Here is a 15,208-nt window from a genome sequence, read left to right as displayed (position 1 = left end):
GGATCAATTTTACGGGGAGTCGACAGCAGGATCTTCGCCAGCCCGGGGTGATGCTGTTGCCACCTGAGGGTTTTTGCATAGGGATTAACCTTTGGTAAGTAAGATTCCCGGCAAATCCAGCCCTTTTTCCTTCGCGCACTCGGTGGCGATGGCGTAACCGGCATCGGCGTGGCGCATCACGCCGGTGGCTGGGTCGTTCCAGAGCACACGTTCCAAGCGCTTGTCGGCGGCTTCGCTGCCGTCGCAGACGATGACCATGCCGGCGTGTTGCGAGAAGCCCATGCCGACGCCGCCGCCGTGGTGCAGCGAGACCCAGGTGGCGCCGCTGGCGGTGTTGAGCAGGGCGTTGAGCAGCGGCCAGTCGGAGACTGCGTCCGAGCCGTCGGCCATCGCTTCGGTTTCGCGATTGGGCGAGGCCACGCTGCCGGAATCTAGATGGTCGCGGCCGATCACCACCGGCGCCTTCAGCTCGCCGCTGCGCACCATTGCATTGAAGGCCAGACCCAGGCGGTGGCGGTCGCCCAGGCCCACCCAGCAGATGCGCGCGGGCAGGCCCTGGAAGGCGATCTTTTCGGCCGCCATGTCGAGCCAGCGATGCAGATGCGCATCGTCGGGCATGAGCTCCTTGACCTTGGCGTCGGTCTTGGCGATGTCGTCCGGGTCGCCGCTGAGCGCAACCCAGCGGAACGGGCCGATACCGCGACAAAACAGCGGGCGGATATAGGCAGGCACGAAGCCGGGGAAATCGAATGCGTTCTCGATGCCGGCTTCCAGCGCCATCTGACGCAGATTGTTGCCGTAGTCCACGGTGGGCACGCCCAGTGCGTGGAAAGTGAGCATGGCGCGGATGTGGTTGGCCATCGAATCGCGCGCAGCGGCTTCCACTTCCTTCGGCGCGCTCACCCGCTTTGCATCCCATTCTTCGACGCTCCAGCCCTGCGGCAGGTAACCGTTGACCGGGTCGTGTGCAGAGGTCTGGTCGGTCAACAGGTCTGGCTTGATCCCACGCAGCAGCAGTTCGTCCAGCACGTCGGCGACATTGCCGAGTAGGCCGACCGAGAGCGGTTTCTTGGCTGTGCATGACTCCTCGATCAAGCGCAGTGCTTCATCCAGCGAATCGGTCCAGGTATCGAGATAGCCGGTGCGCAGCCGCATGTCGATGCTGCTCTTGCGGCACTCCACCGCCAGGCACGAGGCACCAGCCATCACCGCAGCTAGCGGCTGCGCGCCGCCCATGCCGCCAAGCCCGCCGGTGAACAACCACTTGCCGGCCAGATTGCCGGCGTAGTGCTGGCGGCCCATCTCGACGAAGGTTTCGTACGTGCCCTGCACGATGCCTTGCGCGCCGATGTAGATCCAGCTGCCGGCGGTCATCTGGCCGTACATGGCCAAGCCTCTTTGATCGAGCTCGTTGAAGTGGTCCCAGCTGGCCCAGCGCGGCACCAGATTGGAATTGGCGATCAGCACGCGCGGGGCATCGGCGTGGGTGCGGAACACGCCCACCGGTTTGCCAGATTGCACCAGCAGGGTCTGGTCGTCGTCCAGACGCGTGAGCGCAGCGACGATCGCGTCGAAGGATTCCCAATCGCGCGCAGCGCGGCCAATGCCGCCGTACACCACCAGTTCCTGCGGGCGCTCTGCCACGTCCGGGTCGAGGTTGTTCATCAACATGCGCAGCGGCGCTTCGGTGAGCCAACTCCTGGCGTTGAGCGTGGTGCCGGTGGCGGCGCGGATGACGCGGGTTGCATCGTGACGGGTCATGCCGGTTCCTTTCAATCAGCGGTTGGCCGCAGGCGGCGCGGCGTCGGAAGAGGGGGTGTTGGCGAACTGAAGGCAGGCCAGCAGCACGTGGCGCAATACCGCGCGCAATACGACGGCGTGCACCGGCTGCCACGGCATGGGCCAGTTCTCGGGAGCGAGGATGTCCGGTTCGCGCATGTAGCCGCGGCAGGCCAGTTCCATTTGTAATGTGTGCACGCCGTGCTCGGGTTGCGCGTAGTGGCGGGTGATCCAGCCGCCCTTGAAGCGCCCGTTGCGTACCGTGCTGGAGCCGCTGCTGCGGCACAGGCTCTCCACCGCATCGACCAGGCGTGGGTCGCAGCTGCGGTCGTCGTTGCTGCCGATATTGAATTGCGGCAATTCGCCATCGAACAGGTGCGGGATGAACGAGCGGATCGAGTGTGCGTCGTAGACCACGACCTTCGCGTGCTGTGCGCGCAGGCGTGCAATCTCGTCGGCAAGCGCCGCGTGGTACGGGTCGAACCAGCGCGTGCGACGCACCGCGATCTGCGCCTGATCCGGCGCTGCGCCATCGGCATACAGCGGCTGATTGTCGAAGGTGGTGAGCGGGCACAGACCGGTGGTGTTCTGGCCCGGATACAGCGATGCCCCACTGGGGTCGCGATTGACGTCGATGACCGAGCGCGAGATCGCGGTACGCAGCGTGGTGGCGCCCAGCGACTGTGCGAAATCGTAGAGTTGATGCACCCACCAATCGGTATCGCGGCGGGCCAGCCATGGCGAGACGAACTGGTCGGCCACTTCCTCCGGCAACTCGGTGCCAGTGTGCGGAAAACTGATGATCAGCGGCGCATCGCCGCGGTGGAGTTCCAACCAGTCGGGCAGGGCGTTCATCGCTGCGCTCCATGCGTAAGTGCTGCGAGCGTGCGGCATGCGGTGCGCAGCTGGGCGTTGCGGATGCGTCGCGTGCATGGCGCCGCGTCATCTTCTGCGCGCGTGCATGCAGAGGTCGCAAAAGACTGCAAGTGCGACTGCGCCGATGCAGGTATCGACGCGCTGCATAAGAGTTGCCAACTCATGCGTCCTGCTCCACACCCGGCAACGTGATCGCCACTGCCTGCGCCAGCGCACCCGAGCGCACCAAGGCGCTGGCGGCCAGCATGTCGGGATGGAAATAGCGGTCGTCCTGCAGCGTCGGTACCTGCGCGCGCAGCAGGGCACGTGCGGCTTCCAGCGCGGTGCTGGATCGCAGCGGCGCATGGAAATCGCAGCCTTGCACCGCGGCCAGCAGCTCAATGCCGATGACGTGCGCGGCGTTCTCTGCCATCGCCAGTAGACGGCGCGCACCGTGCGCGGCCATCGAGACGTGATCTTCCTGATTGGCCGAGGTTGGAATCGAATCGACGCTGGCCGGATACGCGCGCTGTTTGTTTTCCGACACCAGCGCCGCAGCGGTCACCTGCGGAATCATGAAGCCGGAGTTCAAGCCCGGGCGCGGGGTCAGAAAGGCGGGCAGGCCAGACAAGGCGGGGTCGACCAGCATCGCAGTGCGGCGTTCGCTGATCGAGCCGATTTCGCACGCCGCCATGGCCAGCATGTCGGCGGCGAAGGCCACCGGTTCGGCGTGAAAGTTGCCGCCAGACAAGGCTTCGCCGGTATCGCTGAAAACCAGTGGGTTGTCGGAGACACCATTGGCTTCGATCTCCAGCGTGCGCGCGGCCTGACGCATGATGTCCAACGCCGCGCCCATCACCTGCGGCTGGCAGCGCAGACAGTACGGATCCTGCACGCGTACATCGCCAAGCCGATGCGATTCGCGAATGGCCGAATCCGCCATCAAGGCACGTAACGCCGCCGCAGTGGCGATCTGCCCAGGCTGCCCGCGCAGTGCGTGGATGCGCGCATCGAACGGCGTATCAGAGCCCTTGGCCGCTTCCACCGACAACGCACCGGTGACCAGCGCGGCCTGCAACACGGTTTCGATCTCAAACAGACCGGCCAAGGCGCAGGCGGTGGAAAATTGGGTGCCGTTGAGCAACGCCAAGCCTTCTTTCGCGCCCAGCACGCGCGGCTGCAGCTGCGCCTGTGCCAGCGCGTCGGCAGCAGATAAACGCTGCGCGCCGACAAAGGCTTCGCCAACGCCGATCATCACTGCGGCCAAATGCGACAGCGGCGCCAGATCGCCGGAGGCACCCACCGAGCCCTGGCACGGCACCACCGGGGTGATGCCAGCGCGCAGCATCGCTTCCAGCAATGTCAGCGTGTCCGGCTGCACGCCGGAAGCGCCCTGGGCCAGGCTGGTGAGCTTGAGCGCCATCATCAGCCGCACCACCGGCACCGGCGTGGGCTCGCCCACACCGGCTGCGTGCGAGAGCACGATATTGCGCTGCAAGGTCTGCAGATCCTCGCGCTCGATGCGCACGCTGGCCAGCTTGCCGAAGCCGGTGTTGACGCCATACACCGGCTCGCCACGCGCAACGATGGCCTCCACCGTTTGCGCGCTGCGCAGCACCGCAGCAGCGCATGCATCGTCCAATGCCACCTCGGCACCGCGATACAGCGCACGCCATTGCGCCAGCATGACCTGGCCTGGTTGCAAGACAACAGAAACAGACATGACGACTCCGGATTCAGCAGGGATGCCCGCGCCAGACGCGTGCATGAAGAGGATTGAAGCCCATGCGGTAGACCAGATCGGCCGGCGCATCGATGTCCCAGATCGCCAGATCGCAGTCCATGCCGGCGCGCAGCTGGCCCAGGCGTGCGCTACGCCCAAGCGTGCGCGCGGCCTCGCGGGTGAACCCGGCGATGCATTCGTCTACGGTCATGCGAAACAACGTCGCTGCCATGTTCATGGCCAGCAACGGGCTGGTTAGCGGCGAGGTGCCTGGGTTGCAGTCGGTGGCCAAGGCCAGCGGCACGCCAGCCGCGCGCAACGCAGCAATCGGCGGCACCTGGGTGTCGCGTGTGAAATAAAACGCGCCCGGCAACAGCACTGCCACCGTGCCGGCGCCGGCCATCGCCGCGATGCCGGCCTGGTCCAGGTATTCGATGTGATCGGCCGATAACGCGCCGTAGCGTGCAGCCAGTTCCGCGCCGTGCTGATTGCTCAGCTGTTCGGCGTGGATCTTGATGTGCAAGCCATGCGCTTGTGCCGCGATGAACACCTGTTCGGCCTGCGCGTGCGAGAACGCCAGATGCTCGCAGAACACATCCACGGCCTCGGCAAGCCCTTGCGCGGCGATCGCCGGAATCATCTGCGTGCAGACTTCGTCGATGTAGTGCTGCGCATCGCCGCCAGGCGGCACTGCATGCGCGCCCAGGAAGGTCGGCACCACTTCCACCTTGCGCAGCGCGGCGAGTTGGCGCGCCACGCGCAACTGCTTGATTTCATCGTCCAGCGTGAGCCCGTAGCCGGATTTGATTTCCAGCGTAGTCACGCCTTCGGCCAGCATCGCGTCCAGGCGCGGCAGGCTGGCAGCCAGCAGTGCCGCATCGTCGGCGGCGCGAGTCGCGCGCACGGTCGCCACGATGCCGCCGCCGGCCGCGGCGATCTCGGCGTAGCTGGCACCGCGCAGGCGCTGCTCGAATTCGTTGGCGCGGTTGCCGGCATACACCAGGTGCGTGTGGCAATCGATCAAACCCGGGCTGATCCAGCGGCGCTGGCAGTCGTGGGTGCTGTCGGGTTGCAGCGCTGGTGCCTGTGCGGCCGGGCCGGCGTAAACGATGCGGCCTTGCTGGCAGGCGACGAGGCCGTCGTCCACGATGCCCAGGACGCCATCGGCGGCATCCAGGGTCATCAGTTGCGCGTTGTGCCAGAGAACGTCGCAATGCATGGCGCAGGCTCGGGGTGTCTGATATGTATATACAATAGATTCGGCAATCGAGGGTGTCCAGTGGCAGATCAACAGATGCAGGTGTTCTGGGCCACCCGGGCCTTGTTGCCCGACGGATGGGCCAGCGGGGTGCGGATCTCAGTAGCGCAGGGCCGCATTGCCTCGGTGCAGGCCGATGCGCCTGCTGCCGTGACCGACACGCGCTGCGAGGTGTTGCTGCCTGGCCTGGGCAACGTGCATAGCCACGCCTTCCAGCGCGGCATGGCGGGGCTGACCGAGGTTGGCGGGCGCAGCGGCGACAGCTTCTGGAGCTGGCGCGAGCTGATGTACCGCTTCGTTGACCAGCTGGACCCGGACAGCCTGCAGGTGATTGCCGAACAGGCCTATGTGGAAATGCTCGAAAGCGGCTTCACGCGCGTCGGTGAATTCCATTACCTGCACCACACCGTCAGCGGCGCGCCGTACGCGCATGCCGGCGAAATGTCCGAGCGCATTGCCGCCGCGGCCGCCAATACCGGCATCGGGCTCAGCTTGTTGCCGGTGTTCTATGCGCATTCGGATTTCGGTGGTGCCGCCCCTAACCCTGCGCAGCGTCGTCTGATCCACGATATCGACGGCTTCGCGCGCCTGCTGGACGACTGCAGGCACAGCCTGAAAGCGCTGCCAGACGCGGTGCTTGGGCTGGCGCCACACAGCCTGCGCGCGGTCACCCCGCAGCAACTGGCGGCGCTGGTGCCGCTCACCGACGGACCTATCCACATCCATATCGCCGAACAACAGCGCGAAGTGGACGCCTGCCTTGCCTGGTCCAATCAGCGCCCGGCGCAGTGGCTGCTGGCCAACGCGCCGGTGGATGCGCGTTGGTGCCTGGTGCATGCCACGCATGTGGATGCACGCGAAATGCAGGCGATTGTGGATAGCGGCGCGGTGGTCGGTCTGTGCCCGATCACCGAGGCGAATCTGGGCGACGGCCTCTTCCCTATGCAGGCATTTGCCGCTGCGGGCGGACGCTTCGGCGTGGGCTCGGATTCGAATGTGCTGATCGATGCGGCCGAAGAACTGCGCCTGCTCGAATACGGCCAGCGCCTGACGCTGCAAGCGCGCAATGTGTTAGCGCGGGGGGCAGTCTCCAGCGGGCGCTGGCTCTACGATCAGGCCGGCATTGGTGCCGCGCAGGCGCTGGGTGTCGCGCAAACCGGCATCCGTGGGGGCGCAGCGGCCGATCTGATCGAGTTGGACACGGCACATCCGGCCCTGCTGGCGCGCAGCGACGACGCCTTGCTGGACAGTTGGCTGTTCGCCGCGCGCGGTACCGCGGTGCGCAATGTCTGGCGCGGCGGGCGCTGGGTGGTGCACGACGGGCAGCATGTCGACCGCGCGCGTGTTGCCACACGGTTTGCTGTGGTGTTGCGCAGCCTGCTGGGCAAATGACATCGGCTAGCAAAACTTGGCGAGCAGTTGTCAGGCTGATGCCAATAGCGCGCAGCAATCGGGGTGTACGCGGTGTACCTGCCGATTCCGAGCAGCCGCTGCACCGGTCAGACCTGCGCGTTAGTGTTCTTCGCTGCGATGAGCGGATGCGCGCACAATGCCGCCTCTGGAGCCACTGAAACATTGCAGCCGGCCGGGCAGATGCACGCAGTGCTCTTACTTCATTGCAGCGTGTGCACGGTGTATGGCGCAACGTGCACATCGCGCACCCGCCCCACGGTGTGGCCTGCCGATTGGATAGCCGCTGTTCTCGGAGACCTGAGCTTGATCGCCCCCCCCCCCATCGCGCCCGGCACCTTGCATCAGCGCATTCGTCAGGATCTGGAACAACGCATCCATAGCGGCGACTGGCCGCCCGGGCACCGCGTGCCGCCCGAGCACGAGTTGATGGCGCAATACGGCTGCTCGCGCATGACCGTGAACAAAGTGCTCGGCTTGCTGGCCGATGCCGGCATGATCGAACGCCGCCGCCGCACCGGCTCGTTCGTGGCGCGGCCGCATCTGGAACAAGTAGCGCTCTCGATCCCGGACATCGAAGTGGAAATGACCACACGCGGCCACGTCTATCGCTTCGCGTTGTTGTCGCGGCAGCTGCGCAACGTGCGGCAGCGCGTGCCACAGGAATGTGCGTTGGGCAGCATCGGCAAAGTGCTGGCGTTGCAGAGCGTGCACCTGGCCGACGGACGCCCGTTTGCGCTGGAGCAGCGCGTGATCGATATCACTACCGTGCCCGAGGCATTGGACCAGCCATTCACTGAGGTGGCGCCGGGCAGCTGGTTACTGCGCAACGTGCCATGGACGCGCGCCGAGCACCGCATCAGCGCAATCGGCGCCGACGCGACGCAGGCCAAACGGCTGCAGGCGGACGCTGGCGCGGCCTGTCTGGTGATCGACCGTCACACCTGGCGCGGCGACCAGCCGGTCACCTACGTGCGCCAGATATTTCTAGGCGGCTCGTACGATCTGGTGGCGCGGTTTGCGCCGGGAATGCGCTGAAGTTATGTCGGCAGGCTGGAAGTGCGGCAACGCAGTTTGCGTCGCCATCCATGCTCAGTGTTGTGTTGCGTGGGCGCACGCTTGTGCGGCTGCCGCTAGCCCACGACGAATCCGGCTTGACTAAGAACGGCTACCAAAACGTGGCAAACAGCATCAGGTGGGCGCGGGTTGCGCGCACGCACCGGGAGATTCACGCGGTAATGCCGATTCCGAGATTGGTCGCGCCGGATTGGCGGCTGTGCAGTCGTTTATTCGCAGCTTTGGCCCGTCCGCGCGATACAGCGCAAACGCGGCAGCCAACGCGTTACGATCAAACCGTAGTGCACTGACGCCAGCGCACCGGCTCCGCGACTCCCGGACGTGGGTTGAGCTGCACGCGCACCGTGCGCAGGTACGGGTAGCGTTCCAGCTCGCGGCAGATCAGTGGCCATGCCGCGCTGTCTTCCACCGTGCGATCCACCACCAGCGTTGCCTGAGTCAGCCAGATGCCGCGTACCAGGCCCGGCGTATGCGCCAATGCCTTGGACACCTCACGCTGATAGCCCTGCATGGTGGCGGCATCCGGTTCTGCGCCGGCTGCCGGCGTTGCCGGCGCGGTTGGTGTCGATGCCGCAGCAGGCAGCGTCGGCTGCGCTGTCGGCGCTGCGGGCGTACTGGAAGCCACCACGCGTGCTGGTGCAGGAACCGGCGAGGACACCGCAGTGCGCGATGCGGCCGGCGCCGCAGCTGGCGGGCGCAGCGCCAGCACTGCCATGACCGCCAGCGTTGCCAGCGCGGCACCGGCGATGATGCTGTGTTGGATCGCGCGGCGGCGCGCCGTACCGACCACGCCGGCTTCCACATCGCCAGGCAGATACGGTTTAAGCAGCGGCCACAGGCGCGTCCCGTCCAGCACTTCGACCGATTGTTTTTCTGCGGCGGCAATACCTTCGCGCTCCATGCGGCCTTCGGTGACCATCACGCCGCCGTTGGCGCCGGCCAGGCGCGCCATCGCGCCCAGTTCGTTCACTGCTGCCACGCCGATGCGATAACCGCGCCCGTGCTTGCAGGCCACCAGGCGGGTGCCATGCTCGGTTTGCATCATGAAATCGGCGCTGGGCAGGCCGTCCTGCGGCAACTGGACCGGCTGCCATCCGCGTTGATCCTGCAGAACGCGCAGCACCACGGCGGAAAAATCGCGCCAGTGCATGGAGGACAACGCACGGACGCCTTCGTGCACTTCACTGGCGCGTCGCCGCACCAGCCAGAGATAAACACACACCGCCAGCCAGAGCAGCAGTGCAGCCAATGGCGCCAAAATCCAGGGAGGCGTGAGCATCAAGCTATGGCGCGTATAACGAATCGTGCGTCTAGAAGAATCCTTCGCGAAAGATTCGTCAATGGATCGCTATGAGCGATATCGCGAGCCGTGATCCAGATAGCGAAAGACCCGCCAGTCAGAAGCCGTGAGGGGAGGGGAGCAAACGGACTTCGTAACGCCGGACTGGCGGGTCGTTCCTGATTGTCCAAAAAAACATGTTGCTTTGCAACATTGGGCGTCGGAGTAGTGTTGGAGAGCTAACGAACTGATTCCAAAGCCCATCTTTAGATGTCACTCGCACACGGACAGTGCCACGCGCCTACACCAATCCAACGCCACTGTGCCAACTGCTGCCTCAAAGCTGGCGCGGCTTAAGAACTCGGGTAAGGCCGGAGTGCCTGCAAGGGGTCAATGCCGCCAGTCGACGCTGAGGCATCGTGGGCGGGTCGGGTGGTTCTTCAGCCGAGCCCGCGCTCAGCGCCCGTGAGCGGCGCCGAAACATCTCTCGTGCCTCAGCTGTCCTGCCTTGCCGCAGGGAAAGCAACCGCCCACCGCACGGTGGCGCGGTTGCTCTTACCGTTGCTTATTCCGGGTCGAACGCACCCGGGTTGCCCGACGCGGAAGTCGCTCCGGCAACTGGGCCGCCGGCAGCAGTCGTCTCGCCGCTAGCGGCCTGTGCCGCTTGGTTGGCAGTGCGGTTGGCACGCTTGGTGGCTGCGGTGTTGGCACGGACCTGGGCCTTGAGCGATTCGACCTCGCGACGCAGGTTTTCCAGCTCTTCCTGCTCGGGGATGTTGAGTGTGCGCAGCACGCCTTTCACGCGCTCGTCGAAGGCCTTGCCCAGCTTGTCCCAGCCGCGCACCGCGGTGTCGCGCGCCTGTTCGAACTGGGTTTCCACCTCGTCGCGCAATTCGTCAACGCTCTCGGCCGCCTTGCGCTGGCCGGTGCGTTCGTAGGCAGCGCCTTCGCGCACCAGCGAGTCGAACAGCTTGCCGCCTTCGCTCTGCACGCGGCCAAGTGCGCCCAAACCTGCCAGCCACACGGTCTGCGCCGATTCGCCGAGCCGGCGCGAGATCTGTTCCGCCTGCGCCTGGAAGCCGTGGGCCGCGTTGTCGCGGTTACCGTTCCGATCGTATCCGGTCGTCATGCGATGCTCCTATACGTTGCCAAAGTGACGTTGCCTTCACCCTAGTGCCGACCCTGCATCGGGCAGGTGAAGCGTTGCCCGATCAGGGGTGTGGTCAGCATCTACCGGTAAGCGCCAGGGCAGGTGACTTGGCGCTGAAGCAGCGCTGCGCCACAGGTGCGGTCAGGCCAGTTTTTCGGCCAGCAAGCGGCGGATTTCCGATTCCACCATCGGCTGCATCGCCGACAACAAAAAGCCGAGCTCGGCGGTGACGCGCACTTGCTGCGGTAGCAGCGCAATCGCCCCGTCCACGCCGGCACGTGCGATGCGCAAGGTGTCGCCTTCCCAATGCGAGGCGATGCCGTAGCGATCGGTGAGCTTGCGCGCTGCCTCGTCGATAGCCGCGCGGGCCTGGGTCGGCGTCAAGGAATGGTCGTGGCGGATATCGATGCTGGACATGGGGGCGATGGGTCATGCGAAAAGTGAGGCGCATTGTGCGCATGCGCGGGCCTAGCTCCAAGTGCGGCCGTGGACCACGGCGCTGACAATGTCAGGAATGCGGGTCTGCGCCGCGCCCCGCGCGCTGCCACTGCACACACTCGCCTAGCCTGCATCGCGTTCCGGAAGCGCGCGTGGCTGCACCCCGGCACGCCCCGATCACGCAAGATGGCCGCGCGCGGGAGCAAACCTGCTAGGCTGCGGCCGGTGCGCGACCTGCAAGTTCATTTCACCCACCGGCAGCAGCCGGATCATCCCCTCAAGCCCGGCGTCCACCGGATCGTGCGTCATGCCTCCGGCAGCGTGCGGGTGGTCAGCGATGCACAGGGGGCGTTGCTATTGGCGCAGTTCTGCCTTGACCAACGCGGCCTGTGGCTGCAAGTGGCCAACGGCATCCGCGGCATCCACGTCAATGGGCGCCCGGTGCGCCGCATGGCGTTGCTACGTCCAGGCGATGCGATCTATGCCGATGGCATGGAGATGCTGCTGCGCAGTGCGCCCTCCACTGCGCCGTCCAACGATATCCAGGAAGACACGGCCGGCTTGAGCGAGGTCTGCCTGTTGCTGCGTGGGGTGGGCGGTCGTCATCACGGGCGGAGTTTCACCCTGGATCGCTCGCGTCTGGTCGGCAGCGATGCCGCCGCCGATATCGTTATCGACGACCCTGCGTTCGCTGCGCAGCATGCGCGCTTAGAGCGTCATGGCGACCGTGTGCTGATCCGCGATCTGGGCTCGGAAGAAGGCAGCTGGATCAATGGCGTGCAGGTGCGCGACGGCTGGCTGCAGGCCGGCGATCAGGTGGTGTTCGATGCGCGCCACCGATTTGTGGTGGAAGTACCGCGTACCCACCACAGCACCACCTGGGACCTGCCCGACACCGAACCACTGCCGCCGCCGCGTGCCGTTGCAGAGCCGACGCGCGCACCGATGAAGGTGGCCCGTTGGCCCTGGTTGCTGCTTAGCGCGGTGTTGCTGGCGGCGGCGCTGAGCGCCTTGCTGTGGTTCGGCGCGCGCTGAGTTTTTTCCAGACGCGCCAGCCCAGCAACACCGCAAGAATGCCGGCATACAGCGCCGGCTCGCGGATATCGGATTTCACCAGCCACCAGAAATGCAGCACCGCCAGCAGCCCGATCGGGTAAATCAGCATGTGCAGGCGGCCCCAGTTGCGCTTGAGCCGACGCATCCAGCCCTGGGTGGAGGTGATTGCCAGTGGCATCAACAGCAGCCACGCTGCAAATCCCATCGTGATGTAGGGGCGCTTGAGGATCTCTTCAAAAATCTGCGTCCAGAACCCACGCAGATCCAATGTGAGATACGCCGCCAGGTGCACGGTGGCGTAGAAGAACGCATACAGGCCCAGCATGCGGCGGAAGCGGATCAACACTGACTGCCCGGTAAGTTGGCGCAACGGCGTGATTGCCAACGTGATCAGCAGGAAACGCAACGCCCATAGACCAGTGCGATGCTCGATCTCGGCCACTGGGTCGGCGCCCAGCGCATCGCTACCGCTCTGCCACACCTGCCACAACTGCCAGCCGAGCAGGGCGATCGGCGTCAGCGCGGCGACATGTACCAGCGTCTTGGCAGCGATCACGGAAGTGGAGGTCTTGGCCATGCGATCTCGTCGATGAAAGCGGTTTGCGAAGGAAGGTTGCGTGGCTGCGCGTCATGCACGGCAGCCTTGGAGAGCGGATGCGTGCGCAGCCCGGTGATGCGCGGCGATGCATTGCGAACAGAGGCAGGTCCTGCTCGATCACGCTCTGCAACTCCTACCTCAGGATGCGGGTGATGCCGTCACGTGTCATGCGTCGTAGGAGCGCGCTGGCGCGCGATGAAACGCTACCGAGAACGCCTGGTCGCGCGCCAGCGCGTTTCTACAGTGATTCAAGCTCACATTGATCGAGCAATCACCCTAGAACCACTTCTTCAGATCCATGCCCGCATACAGCGAAGCGACCTGATCCGCGTAACCGTTGAATGGCTTTGTCGCGATGCGCTCAGCGAACAGTTTGCTGGCGGTACCTGCGATGCGACGCTCGGTCTTTTGGCTCCAGCGCGGATGGTCCACCGCTGGATTGACGTTGGAAAAGAAGCCGTATTCGGAAGGTTGCAGATCGTGCCAAGCGGTCTCGGGCATTTTTTCGACGAAGCGGATTTCCACAATCGACTTGATGCTCTTGAAGCCATATTTCCACGGCACCACCAGCCGCAGTGGCGCGCCGTTCTGCTGCGGCAGCGGCTTACCGTACAGGCCGGTGGCCAGCAAGGTCAGCGGGTGCATCGCCTCGTCGATACGCAGGCCTTCGCGATACGGCCAGTTGATCGAGCGGTAGCGCACGCCCGGCATCTGTTGTGGGTCGGCCAGCGTGGTGAACGCCACATACTTGGCCTTGGAGGTCGGTGCGAAGCGCTTGAGCACCTCGGCCAATGGCACACCCGTCCACGGGATCACCATCGACCAGCCTTCCACGCAGCGCAGCCGGTAAATGCGCTCCTCCGGCGTGATGCCCTTGAGCAGTTCGTCCAGCGACAGGCTGCCGGGCTTCTCGCACTCGCCGCTCACCTTCACCGTCCACGGCGACAGCTTCAAGGTCTTCGCAGCCTTGGACGGATCGGTCTTGTCGGTGCCGAACTCGTAGAAATTGTTGTAATTGGTGACGTCTTCCAGCCGGGTCAGTTCCTCGGCCGTGCGGAACCCGCTGCGCGCCTGCGCCGGTGTCACTACGGTCTTGGGCGGCGGCGGCGGATCAGCCTCGGCACACCCGGCCACACCCAGCGCCGGGGTCAACGCCAATAACTGCAGCAGCCGGCGACGGTCGCGATAAACGGCCTCATCGGTGATCTCGCTGGACGGCAATTTGAAAGCATCGCGAAACGGCATGGCAGGCTCCGGCAGTGGCTGCAGCGTGAGAGTAACGAATCAGGACAAAAGTTCGCTTGATGCACGCCTACGTTACGTCAGGCTCAGCCAAAAGGATGCAGCTGCAACTTTTTTGCCCGCTGCCAAGCCCGATGCGCTGCGGCATACTAGAAGGCTAGCTCGACAAGGTGTGCCATGACACGCGCGTTCAATTTCAGTGCCGGCCCTGCGACATTGCCGGAATCGGTCCTGCGACAGGCGCAGGCGGAGATGGTCGAGTGGAACGGCGTTGGTGCCTCGATCGTGGAAATCAGCCATCGCAGCGCGGATTTCATGGCGGTAGCCGCCGCCGCCGAAGCCGATCTGCGCAGTTTGTTGTCGATTCCCGACGAGTATGCAGTGCTGTTTACCGCCGGTGGCGCCACCACCATCCAGGCGCTGCTGCCGCTCAACTTCGCGGCGCCCGGCCAGGCGGCCGACTACGTGATCACCGGGCATTGGGGCAAGACCGCGATCAAGCAGGCGGCTCCATATGTGGATGCGCGCATCGCCGCCGACGCGCAGGCCGATGGCTTTATCGACATCCCGCCGGCGGCCAGCTGGACCCTGTCGCCGCACTCGGCCTACGTGCACATCACCGCCAACGAAACCATCCACGGCGTCGAATTTCGCGAGATCCCGGACGTGGGCACGCTGCCGTTGTTTGCCGACTTCAGTTCGTCGATTGCCTCCGAGCCGCTGGATATCTCGCGCTACGGCCTGATCTACGCGGGCGCTCAGAAGAATCTAGGCCCGGTCGGCATTTCGGTGGTGATCGTGCGGCGCGATCTGCTGGAGCGCGCCGGGCAGCCCCGTGCGGACATCTTCAATTACGCCTCGCATGTTGCGCGCGATTCGATGCTCAACACGCCGCCGACCTGGAACTGGTATCTGCTCGGGCTCACCGTAAAGTGGATGCTGGAGCAGGGCGGGGTGCAGGAGTTCGCGCGCCGCAATGCCGAAAAGGCCGCGCTGGTGTATGGCGCCATTGATGGCTCCGGCGGCTTCTATCGCAACCTGATCAAGCCGGCGGTGCGCTCGCGCATGAACATCCCGTTTTTTCTGCCGGACGATCAGTTGGATGCGCTGTTCGTCAGCGAAACCAAGGCCGCCGGGCTGCTCGCGTTGAAGGGCCACAAGGCCGTCGGCGGCATTCGTGCCTCGCTGTACAACGCGATGCCGGTAGCGGGCGCGCAAGCGCTGGCTGCCTTTATGCACGACTTCCAGCAGCGTCACGGCTGAATCTTTATTACCTGCGGCGTCTGCCGCGCAGGCGCATGCGCGGCCAGCGGACATGCGCCGCCATTTTAGGAATGCCCAGC

General features: G+C 65.1%; 13 protein-coding genes. 4 read left to right on the top strand and 9 right to left on the bottom strand.

What is annotated here, in order from left to right:
- Positions 1-84 precede the first annotated feature (84 nt).
- From hutU to hutI, 4 genes are all read right to left on the bottom strand, one after another.
- Positions 85-1,761 (bottom strand): urocanate hydratase, encoded by a 1,677-nt coding sequence (gene hutU / locus KWO_RS13625; protein WP_017112180.1) that lies wholly within the window; start codon positions 1,759-1,761, stop codon positions 85-87.
- A 15-nt stretch (positions 1,762-1,776) separates the two neighbouring features.
- Positions 1,777-2,634 carry an N-formylglutamate deformylase gene (gene hutG, locus KWO_RS13620; RefSeq protein ID WP_010376540.1) on the bottom strand — a complete coding sequence of 286 codons (858 nt, stop codon included), beginning with the start codon at positions 2,632-2,634 and terminating at the stop codon, positions 1,777-1,779.
- A gap of 181 nt (positions 2,635-2,815) precedes the next feature.
- A complete protein-coding gene (hutH, locus tag KWO_RS13615) occupies positions 2,816-4,357 on the bottom strand; it encodes a histidine ammonia-lyase (protein WP_017112178.1) in 1,542 nt (513 codons plus the stop codon).
- A 13-nt stretch (positions 4,358-4,370) separates the two neighbouring features.
- A complete protein-coding gene (gene hutI / locus KWO_RS13610; RefSeq protein ID WP_010376539.1) occupies positions 4,371-5,576 on the bottom strand; it encodes an imidazolonepropionase in 1,206 nt (401 codons plus the stop codon).
- 60 nt (positions 5,577-5,636) lie between these two features.
- Here hutI and KWO_RS13605 point away from each other — a divergent pair, with 60 nt between their 5' ends.
- Together KWO_RS13605 and hutC are read left to right on the top strand one after the other, a co-directional pair.
- Positions 5,637-7,007 carry a formimidoylglutamate deiminase gene (locus KWO_RS13605; protein WP_010376538.1) on the top strand — a complete coding sequence of 457 codons (1,371 nt, stop codon included), beginning with the start codon at positions 5,637-5,639 and terminating at the stop codon, positions 7,005-7,007.
- Between the two features lie 357 nt (positions 7,008-7,364).
- Positions 7,365-8,063 carry a histidine utilization transcriptional repressor HutC gene (gene hutC, locus KWO_RS13600; protein ID WP_010365178.1) on the top strand — a complete coding sequence of 233 codons (699 nt, stop codon included), beginning with the start codon at positions 7,365-7,367 and terminating at the stop codon, positions 8,061-8,063.
- A gap of 310 nt (positions 8,064-8,373) precedes the next feature.
- Here the strand turns inward: hutC and KWO_RS13595 are convergent, their stop codons facing one another.
- From KWO_RS13595 to KWO_RS13585, 3 genes are all read right to left on the bottom strand, one after another.
- On the bottom strand, positions 8,374-9,381 hold the full coding sequence (locus KWO_RS13595) for a restriction endonuclease (RefSeq protein ID WP_010365180.1): 1,008 nt from the start codon (positions 9,379-9,381) through the stop codon (positions 8,374-8,376).
- A gap of 565 nt (positions 9,382-9,946) precedes the next feature.
- Positions 9,947-10,510, bottom strand: coding sequence for a phasin family protein (locus tag KWO_RS13590; protein ID WP_010365182.1), 564 nt, complete (start codon positions 10,508-10,510; stop codon positions 9,947-9,949).
- Between the two features lie 162 nt (positions 10,511-10,672).
- The gene (locus KWO_RS13585; protein WP_010365185.1) at positions 10,673-10,948 is read right to left on the bottom strand and encodes a polyhydroxyalkanoic acid system family protein; all 276 of its coding nucleotides are present in this window, start codon (positions 10,946-10,948) and stop codon (positions 10,673-10,675) included.
- 246 nt (positions 10,949-11,194) lie between these two features.
- Between KWO_RS13585 and KWO_RS13580 the strand changes: the two genes are divergently transcribed.
- Positions 11,195-12,004, top strand: coding sequence for an FHA domain-containing protein (locus KWO_RS13580; protein WP_010365187.1), 810 nt, complete (start codon positions 11,195-11,197; stop codon positions 12,002-12,004).
- On the opposite strand, the gene msrQ is transcribed toward KWO_RS13580, so the two are convergent.
- Both msrQ and msrP read right to left on the bottom strand, forming a co-directional pair.
- Positions 11,946-12,602, bottom strand: a complete 657-nt coding sequence (msrQ, locus tag KWO_RS13575; protein ID WP_017115278.1) for a protein-methionine-sulfoxide reductase heme-binding subunit MsrQ — start codon at positions 12,600-12,602, stop codon at positions 11,946-11,948. The two genes, KWO_RS13580 and msrQ, sit on opposite strands and share 59 nt — an antisense overlap.
- A gap of 297 nt (positions 12,603-12,899) precedes the next feature.
- On the bottom strand, positions 12,900-13,868 hold the full coding sequence (msrP, locus tag KWO_RS13570) for a protein-methionine-sulfoxide reductase catalytic subunit MsrP (protein ID WP_010365191.1): 969 nt from the start codon (positions 13,866-13,868) through the stop codon (positions 12,900-12,902).
- A gap of 174 nt (positions 13,869-14,042) precedes the next feature.
- Here msrP and serC point away from each other — a divergent pair, with 174 nt between their 5' ends.
- Entirely contained in the window at positions 14,043-15,128 is a 1,086-nt protein-coding gene (gene serC, locus KWO_RS13565) for a 3-phosphoserine/phosphohydroxythreonine transaminase (protein ID WP_017112175.1), read from the top strand.
- Positions 15,129-15,208: the final 80 nt, after the last annotated feature.

Origin of the sequence: Xanthomonas vasicola pv. musacearum NCPPB 4379, assembly GCF_000277895.2 — a bacterium.
Lineage (GTDB): Bacteria > Pseudomonadota > Gammaproteobacteria > Xanthomonadales > Xanthomonadaceae > Xanthomonas > Xanthomonas vasicola.
Note: the sequence above shows the minus strand (reverse complement) of the source record. Positions and strands in the feature narration are given on the sequence as shown.

What these genes read in the sequence shown, in the direction of transcription:
- msrQ (WP_017115278.1), bottom strand. Translation starts at nt 12,602, where the DNA reads ATGGCCAAGACCTCCACTTCCGTGATCGCTGCCAAGACGCTGGTACAT.
- KWO_RS13585 (WP_010365185.1), bottom strand. Translation starts at nt 10,948, where the DNA reads ATGTCCAGCATCGATATCCGCCACGACCATTCCTTGACGCCGACCCAG.
- serC (WP_017112175.1), top strand. Translation starts at nt 14,043, where the DNA reads ATGACACGCGCGTTCAATTTCAGTGCCGGCCCTGCGACATTGCCGGAA.
- hutH (WP_017112178.1), bottom strand. Translation starts at nt 4,357, where the DNA reads ATGTCTGTTTCTGTTGTCTTGCAACCAGGCCAGGTCATGCTGGCGCAA.
- hutG (WP_010376540.1), bottom strand. Translation starts at nt 2,634, where the DNA reads ATGAACGCCCTGCCCGACTGGTTGGAACTCCACCGCGGCGATGCGCCG.
- msrP (WP_010365191.1), bottom strand. Translation starts at nt 13,868, where the DNA reads ATGCCGTTTCGCGATGCTTTCAAATTGCCGTCCAGCGAGATCACCGAT.
- hutU (WP_017112180.1), bottom strand. Translation starts at nt 1,761, where the DNA reads ATGACCCGTCACGATGCAACCCGCGTCATCCGCGCCGCCACCGGCACC.
- KWO_RS13595 (WP_010365180.1), bottom strand. Translation starts at nt 9,381, where the DNA reads ATGCTCACGCCTCCCTGGATTTTGGCGCCATTGGCTGCACTGCTGCTC.
- hutI (WP_010376539.1), bottom strand. Translation starts at nt 5,576, where the DNA reads ATGCATTGCGACGTTCTCTGGCACAACGCGCAACTGATGACCCTGGAT.
- KWO_RS13590 (WP_010365182.1), bottom strand. Translation starts at nt 10,510, where the DNA reads ATGACGACCGGATACGATCGGAACGGTAACCGCGACAACGCGGCCCAC.